Raw genomic sequence first — 25,956 nt, forward strand, 5'->3', positions numbered from 1 at the left:
ATTAATTGTGATAGCATGGTCGCTTAGAAATAATAACAAATACTCTTGGCGCCTAATACTGGGTTGCTAAGAGCTGATACTGAAGGAATGTGATATCAAATGACTGATCTCGCCAATGAAATTCTGCCAGTCAATATTGAAGACGAGTTAAAAAACTCCTACCTTGATTACGCAATGAGCGTAATTGTAGGACGTGCATTACCAGACGTACGTGATGGTTTAAAACCTGTTCACCGCCGCGTTTTGTTTGCAATGAACGAGCTTAGTAATGACTGGAATAAGCCTTACAAAAAATCGGCCCGTGTGGTCGGTGACGTAATCGGTAAATACCACCCACACGGCGACAGTGCAGTTTATGACACCATCGTGCGTATGGCACAGCCATTCTCACTACGTTATATGCTTGTAGATGGCCAAGGTAACTTCGGTTCGGTTGATGGTGATTCAGCAGCAGCAATGCGTTATACAGAAGTACGTATGGCAAAAATGTCGCATGAGTTATTAGCCGATCTTGAAAAAGAAACGGTTGATTTCGTTCCTAACTACGACGGTACCGAACAAATTCCTGACGTTTTACCAACCAAAGTGCCTAACTTGCTCGTTAACGGTTCATCGGGTATTGCGGTAGGTATGGCAACAAACATTCCACCTCATAACTTAACTGAAGTGGTTAATGGTTGTTTAGCGCTTATTCAAAACCCTGATTTAACGATTCATGAATTAATGGATTACATTCCGGGTCCTGATTTCCCAACGGCTGCCATTATCAATGGTAAAAAAGGCATTGAAGATGCTTATTTAACCGGCCGTGGTAAAGTGTACATGCGTGCACGCGCCGACATCGAAACCGATGAAAAAACAGGCCGCGAAACCATTATCGTGCACGAAATTCCTTATCAGGTTAACAAAGCACGCTTAATTGAAAAAATTGCTGAGCTTGTTAAAGATAAAAAAATTGAAGGCATTAGCGCACTACGTGATGAATCAGATAAAGACGGTATGCGTATCGTTATTGAGATCAAACGTGGTGATGTAGGTGAAGTTATCCTCAACAACTTATATTCACAAACTCAGTTACAAACTGTGTTTGGTATGAATATGGTTGCATTAATTAACAACCAACCTAAGTGTTTCAACTTAAAAGAAATGCTTGAAGAGTTTGTTATTCACCGCCGTGAAGTGGTTACACGCCGTACCGTATTTGATTTACGTAAAGCGCGCGACCGTGCTCATACCCTTGAAGGTTTAGCAATTGCGCTTGCCAACATTGACCCAATTATTGAGCTTATTCGTAAATCGCCAACCCCAGCTGAGGCTAAAGTAGCCTTAACAGCTCGCCCATGGGATTTAGGTAACGTACAAGCTATGCTTGAAAAAGCAGGCGAAGACAACGTAGCACGTCCAGATTGGCTGGCAAGTGAGCTGGGTATTCGCGATGGTCAGTACTATATTTCTGAGCAGCAAGCACAAGCAATTCTTGATTTACGTTTACACAAACTAACCGGTCTTGAGCATGAAAAAATCTTAGCAGAGTACCAATCGCTGTTAGATTTAATTGCTGAGCTACTACACATTTTAGCTAGCCCTGAGCGTTTAATGGAAGTTATTCGTGATGAGTTAGTTGAAATTAAAGAGCAATATGGTGATGAGCGTCGTACAGAAATTAACGCGGCAGCGCACGATATTAGCCTTGAAGATTTAATTAACGAAGAAGATGTTGTTGTGACCCTATCTCACGAAGGTTACGTTAAGTATCAGGCATTGTCTGATTACGAAGCACAGCGCCGTGGTGGTAAAGGTAAGTCAGCAACGAAGATGAAAGATGAAGATTTCATTGAGCGTCTTTTAGTGGCTAATACCCACGATACCATTTTATGTTTCTCTACTGCGGGTCGTTTGTACTGGCTTAAAGTATACCAGTTACCACTGGCTAGTCGCGCCGCTCGCGGTAAGCCAATTGTTAACTTACTGCCACTTGAAGATGATGAGCGCATTACTGCTATCTTACCTGTACGCGAGTACGAAGAAGATAAATACATTTTCATGGCAACTGCATTTGGTACTGTGAAGAAAACACCACTAACGGCATACAGTCGTCAACGTGCAAGCGGTATTATTGCGGTAAACCTTAACGAAGGCGATAGCCTAATTGGGGTTGATATTACCGACGGTAGCAACGAAATTATGTTGTTTACTGATGCAGGTAAAGTGGTACGCTTTAAAGAAGCGGAAGAGTCTGCTGTTGTTGATGAAAACGGCAACCCGGTACTTGACGAAGAAGGCAACCCTGAAATTCGTTTCAAAGGTGTTCGCCCTATGGGTCGTACTGCTACCGGTGTTCGTGGTATTAAAATGGCCGACGACCAACGCGTAGTGTCGTTAATTGTGCCTAAGTCTGATGGTGCTATTTTAACTGTGACTGAAAATGGTTACGGTAAACGTACTCAACTTGAAGATTACCCATCTAAGAGCCGTGCAACACAAGGTGTTGTATCTATTAAGGTGAGTGAGCGTAATGGCGCAGTAGTTGGCGCTGTACAAGTTGACGACAACGACGAAATAATGATTATTTCAAACCGTGGTACGCTAGTACGTACCCGCGTTAATGAAGTATCGACGGTTGGACGTAACACCCAAGGTGTTATTTTGATCAGAACTATTGACGAAGAGCAAGTAGTTGGTTTACAACGTATCGAAGAGATTGAAGTTACAGACAGTGACTTAGTTGATATTGAAGACGTTGAAACGGTTGATACAGTAAATGAAGAAGCAACGGATGATAATCCACCTTCTGAATAACTGAAATTGAAAAAGCGGCTAAGGCCGCTTTTTTTAATCATGTTGAAAAAAATTAATAATCCTTTTTTGTTTATCAAAAGAGTTTAAATTACTGGAATGAGGCAAAGGTAATGAGTAAATATAATTTTTGTGCGGGGCCAGCTATGCTTCCACAAGCTGTTATGCAAAAAGCACAAAAAGAATTTTTAGACTGGCAAGACTTAGGCGTATCTGTGATGGAAATAAGCCATCGTAGTAAAGATTTTTTAGCGCTTACTGCAAAATGCGAAGCCAGTCTTCGTCGTTTAATGAACATTAGCGATGAATTTGAAGTGTTATTTATGCACGGTGGTGGTCGCGGTCAATTTAGCGCTGTGCCATTAAATTTACATCAAAATGGTAAAACGGCGGTTTACTGCGAGAACGGCGTTTGGTCTAAAAGTGCCACTGACGAAGCTAATAAATTTACTCAAACCCACTCAATTAACGTTAGAAATGACGCAAACGGGCTGTTTTCTATAAAAGAAGTTGCGCAGTGGGACTTACCTGCAGATGCATCTTACATTCACTACTGCCCAAATGAAACGGTAGACGGATTAGAGATTTTTGATGTGCCGAGTCACCCAACGGCACCTATTATTGCTGATATGTCATCGACTATTTTGTCGCGCGAAATTGACGTAAATAAATTTGATTTAATTTATGCCGGTGCACAAAAAAATATAGGTCCTTCAGGTATAGCTATTGTTATTGTTCGCAAAACATTACTTGAGCGTGAAGGTTTAGCTAAACCAGGTATTTTAGATTATGCACTTGAAGCAAAACAAGGCAGCATGTTTAATACACCGCCTACTTTTGCATGGTATTTAGCAGCTGAAGTATTTGAATGGCTAGAGCAAAACGGTGGCGTTAAGGCAATGGAAGCACAAAATATTGCTAAAGCTAAGCTGCTTTATGACTTTATTGATGAATCGCCTTTTTATACTAATAAAGTAGCGACGCATTGTCGTTCGCGTATGAATGTACCGTTTTGGCTAAACGATGAAAGCTTAAACGAAAAGTTTGTAACGCAATCTAAAGAAGCCAGCTTACTTGCCCTAGAAGGGCACCGAATTGTAGGCGGTATGCGCGCAAGTATTTATAACGCAATGCCACTTGCAGGTGTTCAAGCCTTGGTTGACTTTATGGCGGCATTTGCAAAGGAGCACAGCTAATGGAACAACTTCGTTTAGAGCCTATTTCTCGTGTAAATGGCAGTGTTACCTTACCAGGGTCTAAAAGCCTATCAAACCGTATTTTATTATTAGCAGCGCTGGCTCAAGGGACTACCGTTGTTGAAAACCTGCTAGATAGCGATGATATTCGCCATATGTTGGGTGCATTAAAACTACTAGGTGTTAACGTAACGCTTAATGATGATCGCACTGTGGCAACCGTAGAAGGGGTTGGCGGTGTATTTAAAACCCCAAGTGAACCTTTATTTTTAGGCAATGCAGGTACAGCGTATCGTCCTTTAACCGCGGTACTCGCTGCTGTAGCTGGGGAGTATGAGCTTATAGGTGAGCCGCGCATGGAAGAGCGCCCAATAGGGCACTTGGTCGATGCGCTACAAGCACTTGGCGGCGATATTACCTACACAAAACATAAAGACTACCCACCACTAAAAATAATTGGTGGGCAAATTAAAGGCGGTACTGTTGAAATTGATGGCAGTATTTCTAGCCAATTTTTAACAGCATTGCTAATGGCTGCTCCTTTATTTAGTGGTGATACGCAAATTACCATTAAGGGTACTTTGGTATCTAAGCCTTACATTGATATTACGTTAGATGTAATGGCGCGTTTTGGGGTGACAGTTGAGCACAGCGACTATACAACATTTAAAGTTAAAGGCGGCCAACAATACCAATCACTAGAGCGTATTATGGTGGAGGGTGATGCATCATCAGCGTCTTACTTTGTTGCGGCAGCGGCCATTGCCGGTGGCGAAATTGAAATTAAAGGCGTGGGCGCTAAATCAGTTCAAGGTGATATTGGTTTTGCTAAAGTGATGGAACAAGTTGGCGCTGAAATAAAATGGTATGACGAGCGTTTAGTTGTTCGTAAAGGTGAATTAAAAGGTGTAGATATTGACGCTAACGCTATCCCTGATGCGGCAATGACACTTGCTACGGTTGCTTTATTTGCTAAAGGGCCTACGGCTATTCGCAATATTTATAACTGGCGTGTAAAAGAAACCGACCGTTTATATGCTATGGCAACTGAACTTCGTAAAGTGGGTGCCGAGGTTGTAGAGGGTGAAGATTTTATCGAAATTACACCACCGAGTGCATTCAATGATGTGGCTATAGATACGTATGACGATCACCGTATAGCGATGTGTTTTGCAATGGTTGCCGTAGGCGGAAAGCCTATTACAATCAACGATCCTAAGTGTACATATAAAACTTTTCCAACCTTTTTCAAGGTTTTAGCATCAGTGAGTGAGTAGGCTTTTTATAAATAATTATAAAAAGTTACACACTAAAGCGGATCTATTTGCAGAAGTGACGTATAATATCGCGGTTTTATTTAGGTGTGCATTGCAGGAGGTTTTAAATGCAGGCGTTATTAATGCCCGTAATCACCGTTGATGGCCCAAGTGGTTCAGGTAAAGGAACTGTTTGTCGCTTGTTAGCCGACAAATTGGGGTGGGATGTATTGGATAGCGGCGCAATTTACCGTGTATTATCCCTTGCCGCACTTCATCACCAAATAGCATTAGACAACGAAGAAGCGCTTGTCCCGCTTGCTGCAAACTTAGATGTGCAGTTTTTGGTTGATAGTCAAACTAATGCTGGAAAAGTTATTTTAGAAGGCGAAGATGTAACCTCGACAATTCGTAATGAAGAGGTTGGGGCAGCTGCTTCAAAAGTGGCTGCATTACCGCGTGTACGTGAAGCGTTACTTCGACGCCAGCGTGCGTTTAAAACCGAACGGGGCTTAATTGCTGATGGCCGAGATATGGGCACCGTGGTTTTTCAAGACGCACCATTAAAAATATATTTAACCGCTAGTGCACAAGAACGCGCGCGCAGACGTTATGTTGAGTTGAATGAGCGCGGCCTTGATGTTACACTAAGTGGTCTATTACAGGACATTCAAGCTCGTGATGAGCGCGATATGAATCGCACCGTTGCACCGCTTGTTCCTGCTGATGATGCAATTGAAATAGACACAAGCGAGCTTAATGCTCAGCAAGTGTTTGATAAAGTTATAACTTTAGTAGATATTGCTATCTCACAAGGCAAGCTTCCTAAACGAAGCTAAACACATTTTATGCACCAGCAGGACGCCAGTGCTATTTTAACAACCCCATGCAGCATGGTTGCTTATTGGTATTAATATATGAGACGTATATTCGTATGTCAGAAAATTTTGCGCAGTTATTTGAAGAAAGCTTAAAGGGTTTTGAAGCAGAGCAAGGCTCTATAGTTAAAGGTACAGTAATCTCAATCGAGAATAACATTGTACTTGTAGATGCTGGTCTTAAATCAGAAAGTGCTATCCCTGCAGAGCAGTTCAAAAATGCTGCTGGTGAACTAGAAGTTGCTGTAGGCGACGAAGTAGATGTTGCACTAGATGCAATCGAAGACGGTTTCGGTGAAACTATCCTTTCTCGTGAGAAAGCGAAGCGTCACGAAGCGTGGATCCGTCTTGAGAAAGCATGTGAAGAGCAAGAGACTGTTACTGGTGTTATCAACGGTAAAGTTAAAGGCGGTTTCACAGTTGAAGTTGATTCAATCCGTGCTTTCCTACCTGGTTCACTTGTTGATGTTCGTCCAGTACGTGACACAACTCACCTTGAAGGTAAAGAGCTTGAATTTAAAGTAATCAAGCTTGACCAAAAACGTAACAACGTTGTTGTTTCACGTCGTGCAGTTATCGAATCTGAAAACTCACAAGAACGTGAAGAGCTTCTTGCTAACCTTGTTGAAGGTCAAGAAGTTAAAGGTATCGTTAAGAACCTTACTGACTACGGTGCATTCGTTGACCTTGGTGGTGTTGATGGTCTACTACACATCACTGATATGGCGTGGAAGCGTGTTAAGCACCCTTCAGAAATCGTTAATGTTGGCGACGAAATCGCAGTTAAAGTTCTTAAATTCGACAAAGATAAAACTCGTGTATCTCTAGGCCTTAAACAGCTTGGCGAAGATCCATGGGCAGCTATCGCTGGTCGTTACCCAGAAGGTTCTAAGCTTTCTGGTCGTGTAACTAACCTTACTGATTACGGTTGCTTCGTAGAAATCGAAGAAGGCGTTGAAGGTCTAGTTCACGTTTCTGAAATGGATTGGACTAACAAGAACATCCACCCTTCAAAAGTTGTTTCACTAGGTGACACTGTTGAAGTTATGGTTCTTGAAATAGACGAAGAACGTCGTCGTATTTCTCTTGGTCTTAAGCAATGTATTGCTAATCCTTGGCAGGAATTTGCTCGTCTACAAAACAAAGGCGACCAAGTTACTGGTAAGATCAAATCAATCACTGACTTCGGTATCTTTATCGGTCTTGACGGTGGTATTGATGGTCTTGTACACCTTTCAGACATTTCTTGGAACACGCCTGGCGAAGAAGCTGTACGTGAATTCAAGAAAGGCGACGAAATCACTGCTATCGTATTGCAAGTTGACCCAGAGCGTGAACGTATCTCTCTAGGTGTTAAGCAAATCGAAGCTGACCCGTTCAATAACTACCTTGATGCAAACAAAAAAGGTGCTATTGTTAAAGGTAAAGTGACTGAAGTTGATGCGAAAGGCGCAACTGTAGAGCTTATCGAAGGCGTTGAAGGTTACATCCGTGTAGCTGATATCGCTCAAGAGCGCGTTGAAGATGCAACAACTGTTGCTTCTGTAGGCGACGAAATCGAAGCTAAATACGTTGGCGTTGATCGTAAGAACCGCACTTTAAGCTTATCTGTTAAAGCTCTTTTCGAAGCAGAAGAGAAAGAAGTACTAGAGAAGCTTAAGAAAGAAGAGCCAGTGTTTGAAAACGCAATGGCAGCTGCTTTCGCAAATGCACAAAAAGACTAATTACTAATTAGTTTTTAATTGGAAGGGCAGTTTTGCCCTTCCACTATTCTCTTTAAGGAAACGCTATGACTAAGTCAGAACTGATAGAAACACTTGCCGAACAGCACGCACACGTTCCAGTGAAAGATGTTGAAAATGCAGTAAAAGAAATTCTTGAACAAATGGCCGGCTCATTATCTACTTCAGATCGTATTGAGATCAGAGGTTTTGGTAGTTTCTCTTTGCATTACCGCGCTCCTCGCACAGGTCGTAATCCTAAGACTGGCGATACAGTAGAGCTTGATGGTAAGCATGTACCTCATTTTAAACCAGGCAAAGAATTACGCGACCGCGTAAACGAGAGTATTGCCTAGTTAACCAGTTGGAGTAGTTACTTGTTTAAGGTATTAAAAATTATTCTGGTTGTACTATGCCTATTTTGCGCATTTTTATTGGGTTCTCAAAATCCACAATTAGTACAAATCAATTATATTATTGCCAGTAATACCTTGCCACTCGCTGTAATAATAAGTATCTGCTTTATACTGGGTGTAATAATAGGGTGTTTTATTAGCTTTAAATTGTTTTCTAAATTAAAGTGGCAAAATTACCGCTTAAAAAAACAATTAGGGCCAGAAAAAAATAATAGTAAGCTTATTGCTGATAAAGACACCTAATCATGATTGAGCTTTTGTTTTTACTACTGCCTGTTGCTGCCGGTTATGGCTGGATTATGGGCAAAAATAGTGCAAAAAACCAAGCTCATCAACTCAATCGCCAAATCACTTCTGAATACAGTAAAGGCTTAAAATTTTTACTAGACAGAGAAGAAGATCAGGGCTTAGAGTATCTAATAAACCTATTAGAAGTGGCTGCTGACTCTGTTGACCACTATTCAACCCTTGCTACTATGTTTCGCCGAAGAGGTGAGCTTGACCGCGCAATAAAAATCCATGAACTCCTTTTAAAACACCCAAGCTTAAATGAACAACAAGCTGCCGCTAGCCGTTTAGAATTAGCTGAAGATTATATTATGGCCGGCTTATTAGACGGTGCAGAAGAGCATTTAGTGTGGCTTGTTAAAGCTGGGTATGAACAAGCACTTGACCCAATTATTACTTTATACTCGCAAACCCGAGAGTGGGAAAAGGGCATTAATATGTTCGAAGCCCATAGTGAGTTATTCGTTAAAGAGCAGCATTTTAAAGCAATTGCTAATTTTTACAGCGAAGCTGCCTTAAGCGAAAATAAACCACAATTAATGAACAAAGCCATTAGCTTAAATTACAAAGCGGTTCGCCCTTTATACGAATTAGGGTTATCGGCTTACACAAGTGAAGACTACGTAAAAGCAATTTACTATTGGCGTGAACTCGTTTGCCAATTTACGTTATTTGCGCCTTTGTTTATTGACCAGCTTGCACATAGTTATAAGCAGTTAAATTTAACACATCAGTTTCATGATTTATTATGTGACTTGCTCGATAAAGGCGGGGTGCTAATAAAAATAAAACATTGCCAAGCACTGTTAGAGCAGGGAAATACTAAACAGGCATTTGATTTTTTAACCGACAGCTTAAAACGTCAGCCTACGATTCGAGGTTTTAGCTTTTTACTACAGCTAATGGGTGATAAAAATCCAAATACCAAAGAAGTACTTGATGAAATTGATAAGCTAGTTACGTCTTATATAGCTACAAAACCAGACTTTCAATGCCAACATTGTGGTTTTACAAGCCACACTATTTATTGGAACTGCCCATCTTGTAAACATTGGGAAACCATTGTGCCAAGTAGAGGCCTAGACGGATTTTAATAACCCCCAACTATTTATAACTTTACTGCCATTCATTAGGATAGTTATGTCTTTAGAAGATACAAAAAAAGTTCTTATTGCCTTAGATTACGATTCACAAGACGCGGCTCTTAATTTTGTAAAAAAACTCTCACCAGATACGTGTCGCTTAAAAGTAGGCAAAGAAATGTTTACTTATTTTGGCCCTGCATTCGTTAAACAGTTAATCGATTTAGGTTTTGATGTATTTTTAGATTTAAAATTCCATGATATCCCTAATACAGTGGCAAAAGCGGTCACCGCAGCGGCTAATATGGGCGTTTGGATGGTAAACGTTCATGCATCAGGTGGTTTTGAAATGATGAATAAGGCAAAGCTTGCACTTGAAAAGTTTGGTAATAAAGCACCTTTATTAATTGCAGTGACAGTGCTAACCAGCATGGACGAAGCTGAACTAAAGCGTTTGGGTGTTGAAAAATCAGCGCAAGAACAAGTTATTCATTTAGCTAAATTAACAAAAGATGCAGGGCTTGATGGCGTAGTATGTTCTGCCCAAGAAGCGAAAGCGCTAAAAGCACAATTAGGTAGCGAGTTTAAGCTAGTTACTCCTGGCATTCGTCCGGCTGGTAGTGATGTGGGCGACCAAAAACGCATTATGACACCTAAGCAAGCTATTGAAGCGGGTAGCGATTACTTAGTGATTGGTAGACCGATCACACAATCGTCAGATCCGGTACAAACTTTATCCGATGTTAATAAATCACTAGTTTAAGTTAACAAAAAGCAATTATTTAGTGCTAAACCCCTTTTATGAATACATTTTTATGCTACATTAGTACTAAGAATGCAGTAAGGGGTTTATTTTGAAGTTAATTTTTGGATCTATTTTAATTGTTGTTGCAGGTTTTTCAGTAAATAAATATGTTTTTTCTAGTAAAGCTTATGATGGAGTAGCGACGATTACTGACTTAGTCGCAAATTACCCTGTCGATTTATTTGAATTTAAGCAAACCATGCATGGCTACGCACACCACTTATGCTATAAAAATGAAGAGCGCTTAACGCGCCAAAACGTAACTACGTCAGATTGCATTTCAAATCACGACGACAAACAAAGTGAATGTGAAAATAAAGTATTTAGGTTGGCGCCACTAAGTTTAGAAACCAAAGCTGAGATACTTGATTATTCAAAGCAATATACAGAATGTACGTTGCCGTATAAGCGTATTATGGGCTAATGCCTATTAGCAATTCCCTAATTATTTTTCAGGGGTAAACCTAGTGTTAGCTTTGTTTAATAATTTCATTTGCGCGAAGGTGAGGGCAGAAAATAGGGCAATATAAGTGCCGTTAGTGATAATAGCTAAATAACGTTTTTTATTCATCAAAACGTTTTATCATCTTTGAACAATCATTTAATTAGACTATTTAGAAAAAATTTAACTATAAGCGCCAACATAATATTAGCGCTTATAAATAGGTTTACGACTATTTTAAGCGGATAGATTTGGCTTCTATGTCTATCAAGCCTTGCTTAAATAAACCACCAATGGCTTTTTTGTAGTTAGCTTTACTAGTTGAAAATACTTTTTTGATAAGCTCAGGATCAGATTTATCACCAATGGCTAGTATGCCGCCTTCGTTTTTAAGCTTTTCCATTATTTTATCGCCAAGTTCACTTACTTTACCCATGCCTGGCTTTTCAAGTATAACGTCGATCTTTCCGTCTTCTCGTACTTTTTGAACAAACCCTTTAAGCTTTTGCCCTACAAATAAGTTTTTAAATACCATGTTGTAAAACACAACCCCAAAGTGAGACTCTTCAATAAGCACTTTGTAGCCAATATCTGTTTTACCAGCAACAATTAAATCAACTTCTTGAAGATGTGTGTACTCAGGCTCATCTTTTGATAAAAAGCGATTAAAGTTGCTTGATGCACAAATACGTTGGCTCGCATTATCTAAATATAAGCGAACTAAATAAGAATGACCTTCTTGCATACGTGGTTTTTGCTCGTTAAATGGAGCTAAAACATCTTTCTCTAGTCCCCAATCTAAAAAAGCGCCAATGCTATTTATTTCTTTAACACGAAGCAGTGCGTATTCACCTACTTGGGCATGGGGTTTTTTTACTGTTGCTGTAGGTAAACTGGCGTTATCTAAAAAGATAAAAACGCTTATGCTATCGCCAGCTTCAAGTTCATCTTTAATTTCGTGTTTTGGTAAAAACACTTCCCCTAAATCGTGGCCATCAAGGTAAGCACCTTCATTGCTCACTTCTTTTACAAATAAGGTTTGTGTTGTTCCTAGGTAACTCATAATTATTCCTGCTCAGGCTTTTTTTTACGGCGCATTGGTGAATTGCCATCAATGTTCATCGGGGCTTTTATAGGTGCAGCTGGTTTTTTAGGTTTTGCCTTGCGTTTAACTTGCGGCTTTTTCACCTGTGCAACTTTTTTAGTTTTTACAGCGGCTGTTGCAGGCTTTTTCTCTTTTATACCTTTAAATTTAGCTTTAAGGCCATCAACGCTTGCAAAAACCAGCTCGTCGTTCAAAAACGACTTAATTGCTAAGTAGCTTGCCCAGTCTTTAGGGCCTACTAGCGATAATGCATTACCTTTAAATCCGGCGCGACCTGTACGACCTATACGGTGTACATACTCTTCAGCGTGTTTTGGTAAATCAAAATTGATTACGTGCGTTACACTTAATAAGTCCAATCCTCGCGAAGCGACATCAGTGGTGATCAAAATTTTAAAGTTTTCGCGGCTAAACGAGTCCATGATCTCTAGGCGTTTGCTCTGTGTTAAATCGCCAGCTAAAGCCACCGATTTAAAACCTTTTGCATTTAATGCTTCACTTAAACGGCTGGTATCGGCACGGGTTGCTGTAAATATAATACATTGGCCAACATCATCTTGTTTTAAAAAATGCTCAAGTAACGCTTCTTTATGATCAAGGTGATCGGCTAAATAGAGTGTTTGTTTAATATCACTGTGTTGCTCGTTAGCGGCGCTCAGTGTAATTTGTTTTGGCTTTTTTAATAAATTACGCGATAGGGCATCTACTTGAGCGTGATCTAGTGTCGCTGAAAACAACAATGTTTGGCGCAAGCGGTGATTAGCTTGCTCGTTAATCATTTTCAGCTGTTCAGTAAAACCTAAGTCTAAAATACGGTCGGCTTCATCAAAAATTAATAGCTCTAACCCGCTTAATTGTAATGAGCGTTTTGTGATGTGATCGGCCAAACGCCCAGGGGTTGCCACAACAAAGTGCGGGTCGTTACGAAGGGCTTTAATTTGATCGTTAAAGTTCTCACCACCGAGTATTTTTACAGCTTTAATGTTTGTGCCCGCAATTAATAAACGCAATTGCGTAAATACTTGCGTTGCAAGCTCACGGGTTGGTGCAACGATGAGGACACGTGGATCGCGTTTACTGAGCGCTTTTTGTTTCATAACTCGCTGAACAGCAGGTAATAAAAACGCTAATGTTTTGCCCGACCCAGTTTTAGACTGAGCAAAAATGTCATGCCCTGCAAGTGCGGTAGGCACTGCATGTGCTTGAATATCTGTGGGCTGGGTGATCCCTTGATGTGCTAATTGTGTTTCAAGGCGAGTATCAATCCCAAGATCAGTAAAGTGCAAAGTCGTGTTCTCCAATGTGCAACTTAAATTAATGGCCGCATTATAGCTTACACAAGGGTTATGCCGACAGTAAAAACCATTCTAACGCGCTATTTTTTGCAATTAATCATAAAAAGCGTAAAATACGCGCCCCATATGCGCCGGATTTACGATTCGGTAAACGCCACTTAAGGCTATCAAAGCAAAATAGGAAGTAAAATGTCTGCTGTTCATAAAGATGATGTAACAAACGAGCACTTTGTAGTGTGTGCAATGTACAAATTTGTAGGTTTGCCAAATTTTGAAGCGCTACGTAAACCCCTTTTAGAGGTGATGGAAGCAAACGAAGTACGCGGTACTTTATTGCTTGCTGCTGAAGGTATTAACGGTACTGTATCGGCTAAGCGCGAAGGAATAGATAACTTACTTGCGTGGTTAGACACACAAGAAAACCTAAAAGACATAGTGACTAAAGAATCATACGATGATGAATGCCCGTTTTACCGCACTAAAGTAAAGCTAAAAAACGAAATTGTTACTATGGGCGTTGAAGGGGTTGACCCACTAAAAGTAGTGGGAAGCTATGTTAAGCCTAAAGAGTGGAATGCATTAATATCAGACCCTGAAGTTATTTTGATTGATACACGTAACGATTACGAAATTGAAATTGGCACTTTTCAAAATGCAGTCGATCCTAATACCAAAACTTTCCGAGAGTTCCCTCAGTGGGCTAAAGAAAATTTAGACCCAGAAAAACACAAAAAAGTAGCCATGTTTTGTACCGGTGGTATTCGCTGCGAAAAATCAACGGCTTACATGAAAGAGCAAGGGTTTGATGAAGTTTACCACCTTGAAGGCGGTATTTTAAAATACCTAGAAGAAGTGCCAAAAGAAGAAACAATGTGGGAAGGCGAGTGTTTTGTTTTTGATAATCGTGTAGCAGTAAATCATGATTTACAAAAAGGCTCTTACGATCAATGTCATGCGTGTCGTATGCCGATTACAGAAGAAGAAAAGCAAAAGCCAGAATACATGGAAGGTGTTTCGTGTCATCACTGTATTGATAATGTAACCGATGAGCAACGTGCTCGTTTTGCTGAGCGTCAAAAGCAAATAGAATTAGCACAAGCACGTGGTGAAGGGCACATTGGTAATGAAGCGCAAGCGGTTTTACAACAACGTAAAGAAGCTAAAAAAGCACAAAAAGAAGCCCAGCGCGGTAAATAATCTTTAACTACCTATTATCTACATAGCCCAGTTTATACTGGGCTTTTTTATTTATATAGCCACTTTTTAGTTTAATCCTGCCAGTATTTGTATAAATGCTTAGTCATTAGGCGCCTTTTTCAAAAATTAATTGGTATTACCAATTTAATTTCATCTTATAGTTTTGCTAATTTATCGTTCTATCCTACCTATTGATCAATCAACTGTTAGACTTCGTAAGGTAATGGAAATAATAATTAATTAAGGTGTTACTTTGAAATCGCAAAACTTTTTAATCGGTGTGCTTAGTTCGCTGCTGTTTTTCAGCCTTCCTGCAATGAGCGCGAACGTTGTTGTACAAAAAATTGCCCTAGAAAGTGCAAAACAACAAGTGCGAGCGGTAGGAAATACAGAGGCAATACATTCGGTTGTAATGTACCCTGCAGTAGGCGATAGAGTAACAGGCGTTTTTTTTAAGCCAGGTGATAAAGTAAAAAAAGGCGATACTTTACTCGAACTTGATTCTCGTAGGCAAAAAGCAGCGCTTGATGAGGCTAAAATTAAACTTGCCGACACCCAGCGAATACTAAAACGATTAGAACAAAGTCAGGCCAAAGGCGCAGTGCCTAAAAGCGATGTTGATGATGCTAAAACCGTTGTAGAGCTTGCCAAAGTCACCCTCATACAGGCTCAAACTGAGCTTGAAGACAGAAAAGTAATTGCGCCGATAAATGGCATTATGGGTTTAACAGATGTTGAGGTAGGCGATAGAATAACCGAGCAAACGCCCATTGCCACAATAGATGACACAACAAGCCTGTACATAAATTTTAACGCACCAGAGTCGGCTATCAGTATGCTGCGTAATAAAAGCAGCTTAACGGTGTTTCCTTGGCAATCAGACACTGCCATTAACGCTGATATTGCCTATTTAGACTCACGCGTAGACCCACAAACTCGTACTTTACGTGTTAAAGCCAAGCTAAATAATGAAAAACAACAATTTTTACCTGGTATGAGCTTTAGAGTACATATTGAAGTGTTAGGCGAGCGTTTTGCTGCAGTTCCTGAGGCTGCATTACTGTGGGGGGCAACAGGTCCGTATGTATGGACCAGCGTTGATAAAAAAGCCACACGTGTTGATGTAAAAATAGAGCAGCGCTTGGCGGGGCGATTATTGGTTTCAGGGCCGTTAAATAAAGGCGATACTTTAGTAATTGAAGGGGTACAACGCTTACGTGCAGGCCAAGAGCTAAGCTTTAATTTACCCTTACAAGATTCGCAGGAGTAGGTATGAAACAGCAACCTATGATGCAAGACTTACCCTCAATGGCGATTCGCCGCCCAGTACTTATTGTGGTGCTTAACTTGTTAATTATTATTGCAGGTATCGCTGCTATTGCGGGTGTTGAAGTAAGAGAGCTTCCTGATGTAGATAGACCACGTATTACGGTTTCGGCGCCATTTCCTGGTGGCTCGCCTGAGACCGTTGATACCGAAGTAACCAGCAAATTAGAAGGCGCAGTAGCGCGTGTAAGTGGCGTTAAATCAATACGCGCACAAAGTGAAGAGGGAAATGCTCGTATTGTGGTCGAATTTAGACCAGGCATAAATTTAGATGATGCCGCGAATGAAACGCGTGAGTCTGTTGCACGTGTAGAGCGAGACCTTCCAGAGGAAGTAGAGCGTGTTTCTATTATTAAAGCCGACAACGACGCCGAAGCAGTTGTATCTCTGACTGTTTCAAGTGAAAATTTATCGCTTGAAGCACTTACCGAGCGCGTAAATGTTGACTTAGCGCCGCAATTTTTAACTATTCCGGGTGTCGCAGATGTACGCTTAAACGGTGATAGAGAACGAGTATTAAGAGTACGAATTGACCCGCTAAAACTAAGTAGCTTTAATTTAACAGTGCCCGATGTAGCACAAGTGCTTAGCCAAGCGCCGTTTGATGTGCCAGCAGGGAGTTTAAAGTCAAACGATCAGCAAATTATTGTACGTGCCGATGCAACCTCTATTACTCCAGAACAAGTTGGCGATATTATAATACAAGGCGATACCCGAATTAGTGATATTGCAGCTGTGTATTTTGGCCCTGCCGATCCGCGCTCTATGGTAAGGCTAAACGGTAAGCCCGTTATTGGTATGGAAATTATTCGACAAGCACAATCAAATACAATTGAAATATCAGATGAAGTGCTAAAGCTTATTACAAGTATGCAAACACGCTTTCCAGAAATGGAATTTACACTTACCTCCGATGACGCACAATTTATAAGAAGCTCAGTAGATGAAGTAATTTACTCTTTATTACTTACAGTATTGTTAGTGGTTGTCACTTTGTGGGTATTTATTGGCTCTTGGCGCGCCACTTTAGTGCCTGCTTTTGCTATTCCTGTTGCTTTAATAGGTTCTTTAGCACTTATATGGGCACTGGGTTTTTCAATAAATATTTTAACCTTGTTGGCGCTTGTATTAGCCACTGGCTTAATTGTTGATGATGCCATAGTAGTAAGTGAAAATATTCAGCGCCAGCGGGGGCTAGGTTTAGGGCGTCGGGCAGCTGCTGTAATAGGCACGCGCGAAGTGTTTTTTGCTGTTGTAGCAACCACGGCTGTACTTGCCGCTGTATTTATACCTATTGCGTTTTTACCCTCTACTGCGGGTCGCTTATTTAGAGAGTTTGGTGGAGTACTTGCCGGTGCGGTAATTATATCAAGCTTTGTGGCACTTTCATTAGTGCCTGCTCTTACATCCAAATTAAAGTTAAAGCAGGGCGGTTTTCACCCATTTGCTAAACTAGGCCATTGGTTGGGTGGTATTTATACAAAAACAATTCATAAAGTGCTTAACCATGCATGGCTTACGTTTGCGCTCTGTTTATTGGTTGCAGCAGGCTCAGGGGCGTTGTACGCCAGTTTAGACAGCGAGCTTTTGCCAACAGAAGACCGAGGAAAAATTCGTATATTTGCACGCGGCCCAGATGGTGTAGGGCTAAACTTTATGGATAGGCAAGCGATAAAAATGGAAGATATTTTACTTCCGTTTGTCGATAGCGGCGAAATTGAGTCAATTTATACTGTGGTAGGCCAATGGGACCCTAATATTGTGTTTATTACTGTGCCATTAAAGCATTGGGATGAGCGCCATTTTAGCCAACAAGAAATTATTAATAAGATACGCCAGCCACTTGGCGATATTCCAGGAGCACCGGCTTACCCAGGTGGGGCAAATAGTTTAAATTTACGTGGTCAAGGGGGAGGTGTTGAAATAGCGTTGCTTGGGCAAGATTATTTGCAAATATTTAAAGCGGCTCAGCAGTTTTCTGCGGCATTAGAAAAAGCCGTTCCTGAGGTGGCACCTGTGCGTATTTCTTATCAGCCATCGCAACCACAGCTTAGAGTAAATATAGACAGACGCCGTGCACAAGAGCTCGGTGTATCGCTAAACGACATTGCCATTACCTTGCGCGCAGCAATAAATGGCGACGATGTAGAAGATTTAAACATTGGCGATCAGTCTGTGCCAATTATGCTCCAAGCGCAAAACCAAACCATAAACAGTCCAAGTGATTTGGCTAATTTATACATCAGAGCGGGTAATAGCAGTTTAGTACCGTTAAGTAGTGTGGCCTATATTTCTGAAGAAGGCGTGGCTGCAGAGCTTGAGCGTCATGCCCAGCGCCGCTCAATAGAGCTCAGCATGGAGTTGCCAGAATCGTTAACCATTGCTGCTTTAGTAGAGCAAATAAAAACGGTGTCTGAGCAATCGTTAGAGCCAGGTATTGCACTTGCGTTTAAAGGCGAAGCGCTAACGTATGAAGAAACATCCAGCGAAGTACTTGTAACTTATGTACTTGCTTTTTTAATTGTATTTTTAGTATTGGCTGCTCAATTTGAAAATGTAAATAGTGCCATTGTGGTTATGATAACCGTTCCCTTTGGTATTACCTCGGCCATATTAGCGCTTTATTTAACCGGCACGTCGTTAAATATTTACTCTCAAATTGGTTTAGTGATGCTGATAGGCTTAATCGCTAAAAACGCAATTTTGCTTGTTGAATTTGCAGACCAATTACGCGATCAAGGTTTAACGGTCAGAAAAGCCGTCGAGCGAGCTGCGCTGGTACGTTTACGCCCAATTACGATGACCCTTATATCTACATTACTTGGAGCATTGCCGTTAATTCTATCTTCGGGCGCAGGGGCTGAGGCCCGAAATGCAATTGGCTGGGTGGTGTTTGGCGGCTTAGCACTTGCGGTGTTGTTTACGCTTTATCTTACTCCGGTAATTTACTTAGGCTTAGCACGCTTTACCACGCCAAGGGGGGATGAATCTAAGCAGCTCGCACAAGAGCTTGAAAAAATAGACTAACCTTAAAGCCATGCCCAGCAACGTTTTTAAATTAAAAGTCTGCTGGGTGTGGTTATGGCTTGATTGGCACTACTTGTTTGTTAAGATAGCCACTTAAGCATATACATGCCTTTTTGTGTGGCCACAAGGAATCCCCAATGCAAGCCGAACAAGTTGAAATTGCGCAGTTTTTAGCGCAGCACCCGCCATTTGATGACTTACCGACAAACGCTTTAAACGAGCTTGCGCAACAAGTTGAGGTAGCTTACTACCGCTCGCAAACTGATATTTTAACGTTAGGCCAAGACATCGCTGATTTATTTATAATTCGCAGTGGCTCTGTGGAAATTTATCGTCGTAATAATGAGCTTTATAACCGCTTAGATGTGGGCGGTATTTTTGGCCAAATGGGCTTGTTGATGAATCGTAAAGTGCGCTTTCCTGCAAAGGCGCTCGAAGACACCCTAGTGTACTGTATTAACTTTACGCTGTTTAACCGTTTTTGTGACGAGTTTGACGGCTTTGCTGATTATTTTGAAGCCGATGGCAATGTACGCCTTCGCCAAGCGTTAGTTGAGCAAGCCGACAGCAACGATTTAACAACCGCCAAAGTTAAATCACTCATTCACCGCGATGTGGTAACGCTAAGTACGCAAACCACCATACAAGATGTGGCTAAAGTAATGACAGAAGAAGCGGTATCTTCTGTGTTAGTTACCGATTTAGACAGACCAATAAGCGACGACCCAGAAGAAGACGATGGGCAAATTGTAGGCATTATTACCGACCGCGATATACGCACAAAAGTGGTAGCCGAAGGCCTTGGGCTTGATGTTACCGCAGATAAAATTATGTCGACTAATCTTGTATTGCTTGATTCAAATGCCTATGTATTTGAAGCCGTCCTTGCCATGCTGCGCGACAACTTGCACCACTTACCTGTGGTACAAAAGCGCCGACCCATTGGTGTTATTTCGCTATCCGATATTTTAAGGTACGAGTCGCAAAGTAGTTTACTCTTGGTACGCGGTATTTTAGCGCAGCAAACCATTGAAGATTTAGCACATTACGCGCGCCAGCTGCCCAATGTATTTGTACGTATGGTAAACGAAGATGCTAATTCACATATGATTGGTACGGCAATGGCGGTAATAGGGCGTACTTTTAAACAGCGCTTATTAGTACTGGCTGAAGAAAAATATGGCCCGCCGCCAGTACCTTACTGTTTTATAGCGTTAGGCTCTATGGCGCGAGACGAACAACTTATTGTAACAGATCAAGATAACGCGCTTATTTTGGATGACAATTACGATGATGAAAAACACAACGAGTACTTTCAAAATATTTCTGATTTTGTGTGTGATGGCTTAGCGCAATGTGGTTATACCTATTGCAGCGGCGAAATTATGGCCTCGTTTAAAAAATGGCGTAAAACACGCTCGCAATGGTTTGATCAATTCTCACAGTGGACAGCCTTACCTAAACCACAAGCACTGCTTAACAGCTCAATATTCTTTGATTTAGATGGGGTGTGGGGTAAAACAAAATGGGCCGACGAGCTTAAAATTTTTATTGCTAAGCAAAGTAAACAAAACCGGGTGTTTTTAGCAAATATGGCTGCCAATGCCCGAAACCGTACACCGCCACTTGGGTTTTTTAAAGGCTTTGTGCTTGAACATAACGGCCAGCATAAGCGCTCAATGAACTTAAAACGCAGAGGCACCGCGCCGCTTTCTGATGTGATAAGAGTGCATGCACTGGCGATAGGCTCTCGTAAGCAAAATTCGTTTGAACGCCTTGAAGATATTATTGAATCGCGCCTGTTACCTGAGGGTAAAGCACAGGATTTACGTGACGCGTTAGAATACATTGCCATGATGCGAATTCGCCATCAAGCATGGCAAATAGAGCAAGAAGAAGAGCCCGATAACGACATCGACCCGCATTTACTTTCGCCGTTTGAGCAACGCAATTTAAAAGAAGCGTTTGCCATACTCGAAAAAGCACAAAGCTACTTAAAGTTTAGCTACTCAGCCAATGCGGGTGTTAAGTAGCGAATGGCTAAGCAATCGTATTTTGACTGGCAGGCTCACTATAAATCACTGGCTAAAAACGCTAAAAATGAGCATTTAAAAGCGTTTTATCAGCACGCTTATGGTGATACGCACACGCCCATAAAAGACATTTCGTTTGTGGCTCTTGATTTTGAGACAACCGGTCTAAATAGTGAGGTGGACGATATAGTCAGTATTGGCTTAGTCCCCTTTACAATGCAAAGAGTGTATTGCACGCATGCCAAGCATTGGGTAGTACAGCCTCGTAAAAGCTTAAGTGAGGAGTCGATTGTTATTCATGGTATTACGCATTCAGAAGTGGATGATGCTCCCGATTTAACCTCCCGACTAGGGCCGCTACTTAATGCACTTAGTGGTAAAGTCGTGGTGGTGCATTATGCAGCGATAGAGCGGCACTTTCTAAACAATGCATTACTTGCGAGAATTAACGAAGGGATCCAGTTTGCATTAGTCGATACCATGGAAATTGAGCAACGAGCGTTGCGCGCCCGCCAAGGCTTAATAGGGCGTTTGTTTAATCAAAAGGTAGGCTCACTTAGACTCACAGATTGCCGCAGCCGATACTCTTTGCCTGCTTATCATAATCACAATGCGCTAACTGATGCATTAGCCACAGCAGAGCTGTTGATTGCACAGCTGCAATACCATTACCGCGATGATACGCCACTGGCTGAATTACTAAGTTAAATCTATTTTTAAATTTTAGCGAATGCAATACAGGTTTAAATTATTAACCAGCGTTTAGCTTAGCCAATAAAAAACGCCGCATATTATGCGGCGTTTTTTATTGTTTACTGGCAAGCGACTAATTATTTAACAGCGCGAGGCTCAGTACGTAATCCTAATAATAGGCTTACACACATTAGTAGTAACACTAAAGTAAACGGAAGACCTGTTGAAACAGCACCCGCTTGTAATGCTTGAATCGCCTCTGTACCGCCAATCCATAATAGAGCAGCAGCAATAGAGCCCTCAACCGTAGCCCAAAAGATGCGTTGTGGTACTGGCGCATCCACTTTACCGCCTGCTGTAATTGAGTCGATAACTAATGAACCCGAGTCAGAAGAGGTAATGAAAAACACTAATACTAAAACCACAGCTAGGAACGAAAGCACGCTCGACATAGGCAGTTCGTCTAGCATTTGGAACATCGCCATAGGCACATCGGTTAAACCGTTTACGCCTAAGCTACCAACACCTTGAACAACTTGGTCTATTGCAATGCCGCCGTAAATAGACATCCATAAAATAGTAACCGCAGTAGGAATTAATAATACAGCGATTAAAAACTCTCTAATTGTACGACCACGAGAAACGCGCGCGATAAACATACCTACAAACGGTGACCACGAAATCCACCATGCCCAGTAAAATACAGTCCAACCGTGCATCCATGTTTCGTCTTCACGGCCATGTGGGTTGCTCAGTGGAATAATATTTTCAACATAACCCATAACCGTATTTGGTACGTTACCGATTGCCACAGCAAAGCCAACTAAACCAACAAACAGGAGTAAGGCAAATGCAATAAGCATGTTTATATTACTAAGAACCTTTACGCCGCCATCAATGCCGCGTACTACTGAGATAATAGCTAGTAAGGTAACGCCAATAATAACCAATAATTGTGCACCTACGCCGCCATCAGTTCCAAATACATGATTAATACCTGCAGAAGCCTGCTGCGCGCCTAAACCTAACGAGGTTGCAAGGCCAAACAAAGTGGCAAGCACGGCAAGAATATCAATAATATGACCAGGCCAGCCCCAAGCTCTGTCGCCTAATAGTGGATAAAAAATTGAACGGATTGATAAAGGAAGACCTTTATTATAAGTAAAAAACGCAAGTGAGAGCGCTACAACGGCATAAATAGCCCACGGGTGAAGACCCCAGTGAAACATGGTTGCACCCATTGCTACTTTTGCAGCCTCTGGCGTATTTGCGGTTACATTAAGTGGGGTTTCGTACCAGCCAGTAAAGTAAGCTACAGGCTCTGCAACACCCCAAAACATTAACCCAATACCCATACCTGCGGCAAATAACATGGCAAGCCATGACATACGCGAGTGTGTTGGTTTAGCACCTTCTCCGCCTAAACGAATGTTCCCATAGGGCGATACAATTAATGCCAAACAAAATATAACAAAGAAGTTTGCTGCCCACATAAAAAACGCATCAAAGTTATTTATTATATCGAGCTTAATACCATCAAGCGTTGCTTTGGCTGTTTGCGCATCCGAAACGAGAATGGCGACTAAAAAGATGACAATCAAACCGGCACTAATACCAAAAACAGGATTATGTATATCAAATCCCCATTTTTGCACGTTATCTTGACCTACGGTGTAGTCCGTATTATCAATACTATACTTGTCATGATTTTCGCTCATGAATACCTCTTATGTTGTCCTAACAAGCCAGAGAGTTCCGGCATAACACTAAGTTAATTAGCCACAAAGTAAGTTGCATTATTTACAATAAAACTTATTTGAGGACTAACTAAATTAATCGCTGATCATACCCTTAATAGTGTATGAGTTAAATCGTAAATGTAAAACTATTTGGTTATATATGCCTGATTACTTAGCGCTAAAAGCTATTTATCACTAAAAAGATAAGCTATTGTTAATTCAGTGAGTGTTAAAAATTAGTTTGTTATTAAACTAAAATTAAAGCAGCGCCACCAAACTCGTTTAGTCGTTAATACATTAGTCTACGTTTTAAATGGGTAGAGGGTTCGATTTAATCATTATGTAACATGCATAAAGGTAAAATCTGGGGTAGGCTTTATTTAATCGCAAAGAGTGAAAAGGACTAACTTTAATATGCTAAACACGAAAACGAATGAAGCGCACAGTACTGAAAAAATACATGCTCAATTTCAGTCAATTCGCCAACATAGTCTTACACTTATAAAAAACCTCAGCGCAGAAGATTGCCAACTACAAGCAATGGATGATGCAAGCCCAATGAAATGGCACTTAGCTCACACCACGTGGTTTTTTGAAACATTTTTACTTGCTAAGTATTTGCCTAACTACACGCTCTTTGATGAACAATTTAAGGTGCTTTTTAACTCCTACTATAACGGCATAGGTGAGCAGTTTAAGCGTGCTAATAGAGGATGTTTATCTCGCCCCAGTTTAGAGGTGGTGTTGCGCTACAGAGCCTATGTTGATAATGCGCTAAACGAGCTGCTTCAATTAGGCACTAACCAAACACTGTGCAATATTATAGAACTTGGGCTGAATCATGAGCAGCAACATCAAGAGCTCATGCTAATGGATATTAAATATAATTTTTCGGTTAATCCAAGCTTTCCTGCCTACAGCCAAACCCCAAATAACTTAATAAAGGTGAGTGATTCGTTAGGCACTTTAAAATATACCGAATTTAGCCAAAGCATAACCAATATAGGGGCTGATGCTAAAAACGGCTTTTCGTACGATAACGAACAACCTAAACATCAGGCCCTTATCCATGCGTTTAGTTTTGCTAATCGATTAGTGACTAACAGAGAGTACTTACAATTTATAGAGGCGGGCGGGTATAAAAACCCTTCATTTTGGTTAAGTGATGGCTGGACTAATATAAACACCGAGCAACTTAGTCACCCTTTATATTGGCAGTATATTGACGGGCAGTGGTTTGAATTTACCCTCTACGGACTGCAGCCTTTAAGTTTAGATGCGCCAGTGAGCCATGTAAGTTATTTTGAAGCGGCAGCCTATGCTAATTTTGTAAATGCGCGTCTACCTACTGAGTTTGAATGGGAGTATGTAGCGCAGCAGCAAGCACTTAAGCAACAGCAAAATGATTTGCTTACGCCAAGTGTATGTAAAAACCCAGATGATATCTCGCAGTTAAGCGATACATGTTGGCAGTGGACTAATAGCGCCTATTTACCTTACCCAGGCTTTAAACCCTTTAGCGGAGCCGCAGGGGAATACAATGGTAAATTTATGAATAACCAAATGGTTTTGCGTGGCGGATGCGTGTTTACCCCAAAAGATCATTTAAGACAGACCTACCGTAACTTTTTTTATCCGCACCAAGCGTGGATGTGCAGCGGCATTAGACTAGCAAAGGACATACTATGAGCCAAGTAACAGCAATTAATCAGCAATCAATAACCGATCTAGACTTTTTAAATGATGTATTACATGGACTTGCTCAACAGCAAAAGTCGCTGCCGTGTAAGTATTTTTACGATGATAAAGGGGCGGCTTTATTCGAGCAAATAACCTCATTGCAAGAGTACTATGTTACCCGTACTGAACTTGCCATATTAGAAGATTACTCAAAAGCTATCGCTAATAAACTGCCCGAGAACCTATCAATTATTGAGCCTGGCTGTGGCTCGGGTAAAAAGGTCGCGTATTTACTCGCCCATATGAGCAATGTAAAAACCTTTGTTCCTTTTGAAATATCATCAGAGATGCTTAATTACTCGTTAGCGCATTTATCACCGTTATTTCCGGAGCTGGCCATTACGCCATTGCTAGGTGATTTTACCCATAGCCAAATGGTTAAGCAGTTAACAAAAGACACCGCCTTAGACAGCCAAACAAATTTAGTTTATTTTCCAGGCTCTACACTGGGTAACTTTGCGCCAGTAAAAGCCATTGAAATAATGAATAATTTCCACCGTTTATGTGGTGTTGATGGCTATGTATTAATAGGTATTGATTTAGTAAAAGAGCGACAAGTGTTACTTGATGCTTACGATGACAAAGCCGGCATTACCGCCGCCTTTAATAAAAACTTGCTCCAGCGTATAAATAACGAATTAAATGGCACGTTTATTTTAGATAATTTTAAACACGAATCGCGATTTAACGAAGTGCACAGCCGCATTGAAATGCATTTAGTGAGCAAGTGTAATCAAAGCGTGGTTATTAACGATAAGCAAATAGACTTTGTAGCGGGAGAGAGTATTCACACTGAAAACTCGCACAAATATACGCTTGAGTCGTTTAAAAATCTTGCTGCTCAAGCTAATTTATCGCTTGAACAAACATGGCAAGACGAGAAAAGCTACTTTGCACTTTGCCTACTAAGGCCAATGTAAT

Annotated in this window: 20 protein-coding genes; 17 read left to right on the forward strand and 3 right to left on the reverse strand. The window is 41.1% G+C overall.

Annotation, left to right across the window (positions count from 1 at the left end):
- Nucleotides 1-99 precede the first annotated feature (99 nt).
- The 10 genes from gyrA to PAT01_RS00950 all read left to right on the forward strand — a co-directional run bounded on the left by gyrA (nt 100) and on the right by PAT01_RS00950 (nt 10,862).
- Complete coding sequence (gyrA, locus tag PAT01_RS00905; RefSeq protein ID WP_054982454.1) at nt 100-2,799, forward strand: DNA topoisomerase (ATP-hydrolyzing) subunit A; 2,700 nt, start codon at nt 100-102, stop codon at nt 2,797-2,799.
- A 110-nt stretch (nt 2,800-2,909) separates the two neighbouring features.
- The gene (serC, locus tag PAT01_RS00910; RefSeq protein ID WP_154944410.1) at nt 2,910-3,992 is read left to right on the forward strand and encodes a 3-phosphoserine/phosphohydroxythreonine transaminase; all 1,083 of its coding nucleotides are present in this window, start codon (nt 2,910-2,912) and stop codon (nt 3,990-3,992) included.
- The gene (gene aroA, locus PAT01_RS00915) at nt 3,992-5,269 is read left to right on the forward strand and encodes a 3-phosphoshikimate 1-carboxyvinyltransferase (protein ID WP_004587869.1); all 1,278 of its coding nucleotides are present in this window, start codon (nt 3,992-3,994) and stop codon (nt 5,267-5,269) included. The genes serC and aroA overlap by 1 nt, the downstream gene beginning before the upstream one ends.
- 107 nt (nt 5,270-5,376) lie before the next feature.
- The gene (cmk, locus tag PAT01_RS00920; RefSeq protein WP_004587870.1) at nt 5,377-6,087 is read left to right on the forward strand and encodes a (d)CMP kinase; all 711 of its coding nucleotides are present in this window, start codon (nt 5,377-5,379) and stop codon (nt 6,085-6,087) included.
- A gap of 95 nt (nt 6,088-6,182) precedes the next feature.
- Nucleotides 6,183-7,850 (forward strand): 30S ribosomal protein S1, encoded by a 1,668-nt coding sequence (rpsA, locus tag PAT01_RS00925; RefSeq protein ID WP_004587871.1) that lies wholly within the window; start codon nt 6,183-6,185, stop codon nt 7,848-7,850.
- 65 nt (nt 7,851-7,915) lie between these two features.
- Nucleotides 7,916-8,203, forward strand: a complete 288-nt coding sequence (gene ihfB / locus PAT01_RS00930) for an integration host factor subunit beta (protein WP_004587872.1) — start codon at nt 7,916-7,918, stop codon at nt 8,201-8,203.
- Between the two features lie 21 nt (nt 8,204-8,224).
- A complete protein-coding gene (locus tag PAT01_RS00935) occupies nt 8,225-8,506 on the forward strand; it encodes a lipopolysaccharide assembly protein LapA domain-containing protein (RefSeq protein WP_138578111.1) in 282 nt (93 codons plus the stop codon).
- A gap of 2 nt (nt 8,507-8,508) precedes the next feature.
- Nucleotides 8,509-9,645 (forward strand): lipopolysaccharide assembly protein LapB, encoded by a 1,137-nt coding sequence (gene lapB, locus PAT01_RS00940; RefSeq protein WP_138578109.1) that lies wholly within the window; start codon nt 8,509-8,511, stop codon nt 9,643-9,645.
- Between the two features lie 46 nt (nt 9,646-9,691).
- Nucleotides 9,692-10,396 carry an orotidine-5'-phosphate decarboxylase gene (gene pyrF, locus PAT01_RS00945; RefSeq protein ID WP_138578107.1) on the forward strand — a complete coding sequence of 235 codons (705 nt, stop codon included), beginning with the start codon at nt 9,692-9,694 and terminating at the stop codon, nt 10,394-10,396.
- Between the two features lie 91 nt (nt 10,397-10,487).
- Nucleotides 10,488-10,862, forward strand: a complete 375-nt coding sequence (locus PAT01_RS00950) for a hypothetical protein (protein ID WP_004587876.1) — start codon at nt 10,488-10,490, stop codon at nt 10,860-10,862.
- Nucleotides 10,863-11,112: 250 nt separating this feature from the next.
- On the opposite strand, the gene PAT01_RS00955 is transcribed toward PAT01_RS00950, so the two are convergent.
- On the reverse strand, nt 11,113-11,943 hold the full coding sequence (locus tag PAT01_RS00955) for a CvfB family protein (protein ID WP_138578105.1): 831 nt from the start codon (nt 11,941-11,943) through the stop codon (nt 11,113-11,115).
- A gap of 2 nt (nt 11,944-11,945) precedes the next feature.
- A complete protein-coding gene (locus tag PAT01_RS00960) occupies nt 11,946-13,271 on the reverse strand; it encodes a DEAD/DEAH box helicase (protein ID WP_029774003.1) in 1,326 nt (441 codons plus the stop codon).
- A 198-nt stretch (nt 13,272-13,469) separates the two neighbouring features.
- Here PAT01_RS00960 and trhO point away from each other — a divergent pair, with 198 nt between their 5' ends.
- From trhO to PAT01_RS00985, 5 genes are all read left to right on the forward strand, one after another.
- Nucleotides 13,470-14,477 carry an oxygen-dependent tRNA uridine(34) hydroxylase TrhO gene (trhO, locus tag PAT01_RS00965; RefSeq protein ID WP_138578103.1) on the forward strand — a complete coding sequence of 336 codons (1,008 nt, stop codon included), beginning with the start codon at nt 13,470-13,472 and terminating at the stop codon, nt 14,475-14,477.
- Nucleotides 14,478-14,730: 253 nt separating this feature from the next.
- Nucleotides 14,731-15,747 (forward strand): efflux RND transporter periplasmic adaptor subunit, encoded by a 1,017-nt coding sequence (locus PAT01_RS00970; protein WP_171036144.1) that lies wholly within the window; start codon nt 14,731-14,733, stop codon nt 15,745-15,747.
- 2 nt (nt 15,748-15,749) lie between these two features.
- Nucleotides 15,750-18,830 carry an efflux RND transporter permease subunit gene (locus PAT01_RS00975; protein ID WP_154944412.1) on the forward strand — a complete coding sequence of 1,027 codons (3,081 nt, stop codon included), beginning with the start codon at nt 15,750-15,752 and terminating at the stop codon, nt 18,828-18,830.
- Nucleotides 18,831-18,967: 137 nt separating this feature from the next.
- On the forward strand, nt 18,968-20,863 hold the full coding sequence (locus PAT01_RS00980) for a DUF294 nucleotidyltransferase-like domain-containing protein (RefSeq protein WP_154944414.1): 1,896 nt from the start codon (nt 18,968-18,970) through the stop codon (nt 20,861-20,863).
- 3 nt (nt 20,864-20,866) lie between these two features.
- Nucleotides 20,867-21,571 (forward strand): 3'-5' exonuclease, encoded by a 705-nt coding sequence (locus tag PAT01_RS00985; RefSeq protein ID WP_138578099.1) that lies wholly within the window; start codon nt 20,867-20,869, stop codon nt 21,569-21,571.
- Between the two features lie 122 nt (nt 21,572-21,693).
- On the opposite strand, the gene PAT01_RS00990 is transcribed toward PAT01_RS00985, so the two are convergent.
- On the reverse strand, nt 21,694-23,274 hold the full coding sequence (locus tag PAT01_RS00990; protein WP_004587884.1) for a BCCT family transporter: 1,581 nt from the start codon (nt 23,272-23,274) through the stop codon (nt 21,694-21,696).
- A 435-nt stretch (nt 23,275-23,709) separates the two neighbouring features.
- Here PAT01_RS00990 and egtB point away from each other — a divergent pair, with 435 nt between their 5' ends.
- A complete protein-coding gene (egtB, locus tag PAT01_RS00995; protein ID WP_138578097.1) occupies nt 23,710-24,984 on the forward strand; it encodes an ergothioneine biosynthesis protein EgtB in 1,275 nt (424 codons plus the stop codon).
- Nucleotides 24,981-25,955, forward strand: coding sequence for an L-histidine N(alpha)-methyltransferase (egtD, locus tag PAT01_RS01000; RefSeq protein WP_138578095.1), 975 nt, complete (start codon nt 24,981-24,983; stop codon nt 25,953-25,955). Before egtB ends, egtD begins: the two co-directional genes overlap by 4 nt.
- Nucleotide 25,956: the final 1 nt, after the last annotated feature.

Origin of the sequence: Pseudoalteromonas atlantica, assembly GCA_007988745.1 — a bacterium.
In the GTDB taxonomy this organism is placed as follows: domain Bacteria; phylum Pseudomonadota; class Gammaproteobacteria; order Enterobacterales; family Alteromonadaceae; genus Pseudoalteromonas; species Pseudoalteromonas atlantica.

Excerpts from the sequence above, each read along its gene's own strand:
- gyrA (WP_054982454.1), top strand. The coding sequence starts at position 100 with ATGACTGATCTCGCCAATGAAATTCTGCCAGTCAATATTGAAGACGAG.
- serC (WP_154944410.1), top strand. The coding sequence starts at position 2,910 with ATGAGTAAATATAATTTTTGTGCGGGGCCAGCTATGCTTCCACAAGCT.
- aroA (WP_004587869.1), top strand. The coding sequence starts at position 3,992 with ATGGAACAACTTCGTTTAGAGCCTATTTCTCGTGTAAATGGCAGTGTT.
- cmk (WP_004587870.1), top strand. The coding sequence starts at position 5,377 with ATGCAGGCGTTATTAATGCCCGTAATCACCGTTGATGGCCCAAGTGGT.
- rpsA (WP_004587871.1), top strand. The coding sequence starts at position 6,183 with ATGTCAGAAAATTTTGCGCAGTTATTTGAAGAAAGCTTAAAGGGTTTT.
- ihfB (WP_004587872.1), top strand. The coding sequence starts at position 7,916 with ATGACTAAGTCAGAACTGATAGAAACACTTGCCGAACAGCACGCACAC.
- lapB (WP_138578109.1), top strand. The coding sequence starts at position 8,509 with ATGATTGAGCTTTTGTTTTTACTACTGCCTGTTGCTGCCGGTTATGGC.
- pyrF (WP_138578107.1), top strand. The coding sequence starts at position 9,692 with ATGTCTTTAGAAGATACAAAAAAAGTTCTTATTGCCTTAGATTACGAT.
- PAT01_RS00955 (WP_138578105.1), bottom strand. The coding sequence starts at position 11,943 with ATGAGTTACCTAGGAACAACACAAACCTTATTTGTAAAAGAAGTGAGC.
- trhO (WP_138578103.1), top strand. The coding sequence starts at position 13,470 with ATGTCTGCTGTTCATAAAGATGATGTAACAAACGAGCACTTTGTAGTG.
- PAT01_RS00975 (WP_154944412.1), top strand. The coding sequence starts at position 15,750 with ATGAAACAGCAACCTATGATGCAAGACTTACCCTCAATGGCGATTCGC.
- PAT01_RS00980 (WP_154944414.1), top strand. The coding sequence starts at position 18,968 with ATGCAAGCCGAACAAGTTGAAATTGCGCAGTTTTTAGCGCAGCACCCG.
- PAT01_RS00985 (WP_138578099.1), top strand. The coding sequence starts at position 20,867 with ATGGCTAAGCAATCGTATTTTGACTGGCAGGCTCACTATAAATCACTG.
- PAT01_RS00990 (WP_004587884.1), bottom strand. The coding sequence starts at position 23,274 with ATGAGCGAAAATCATGACAAGTATAGTATTGATAATACGGACTACACC.
- egtB (WP_138578097.1), top strand. The coding sequence starts at position 23,710 with ATGCTAAACACGAAAACGAATGAAGCGCACAGTACTGAAAAAATACAT.
- egtD (WP_138578095.1), top strand. The coding sequence starts at position 24,981 with ATGAGCCAAGTAACAGCAATTAATCAGCAATCAATAACCGATCTAGAC.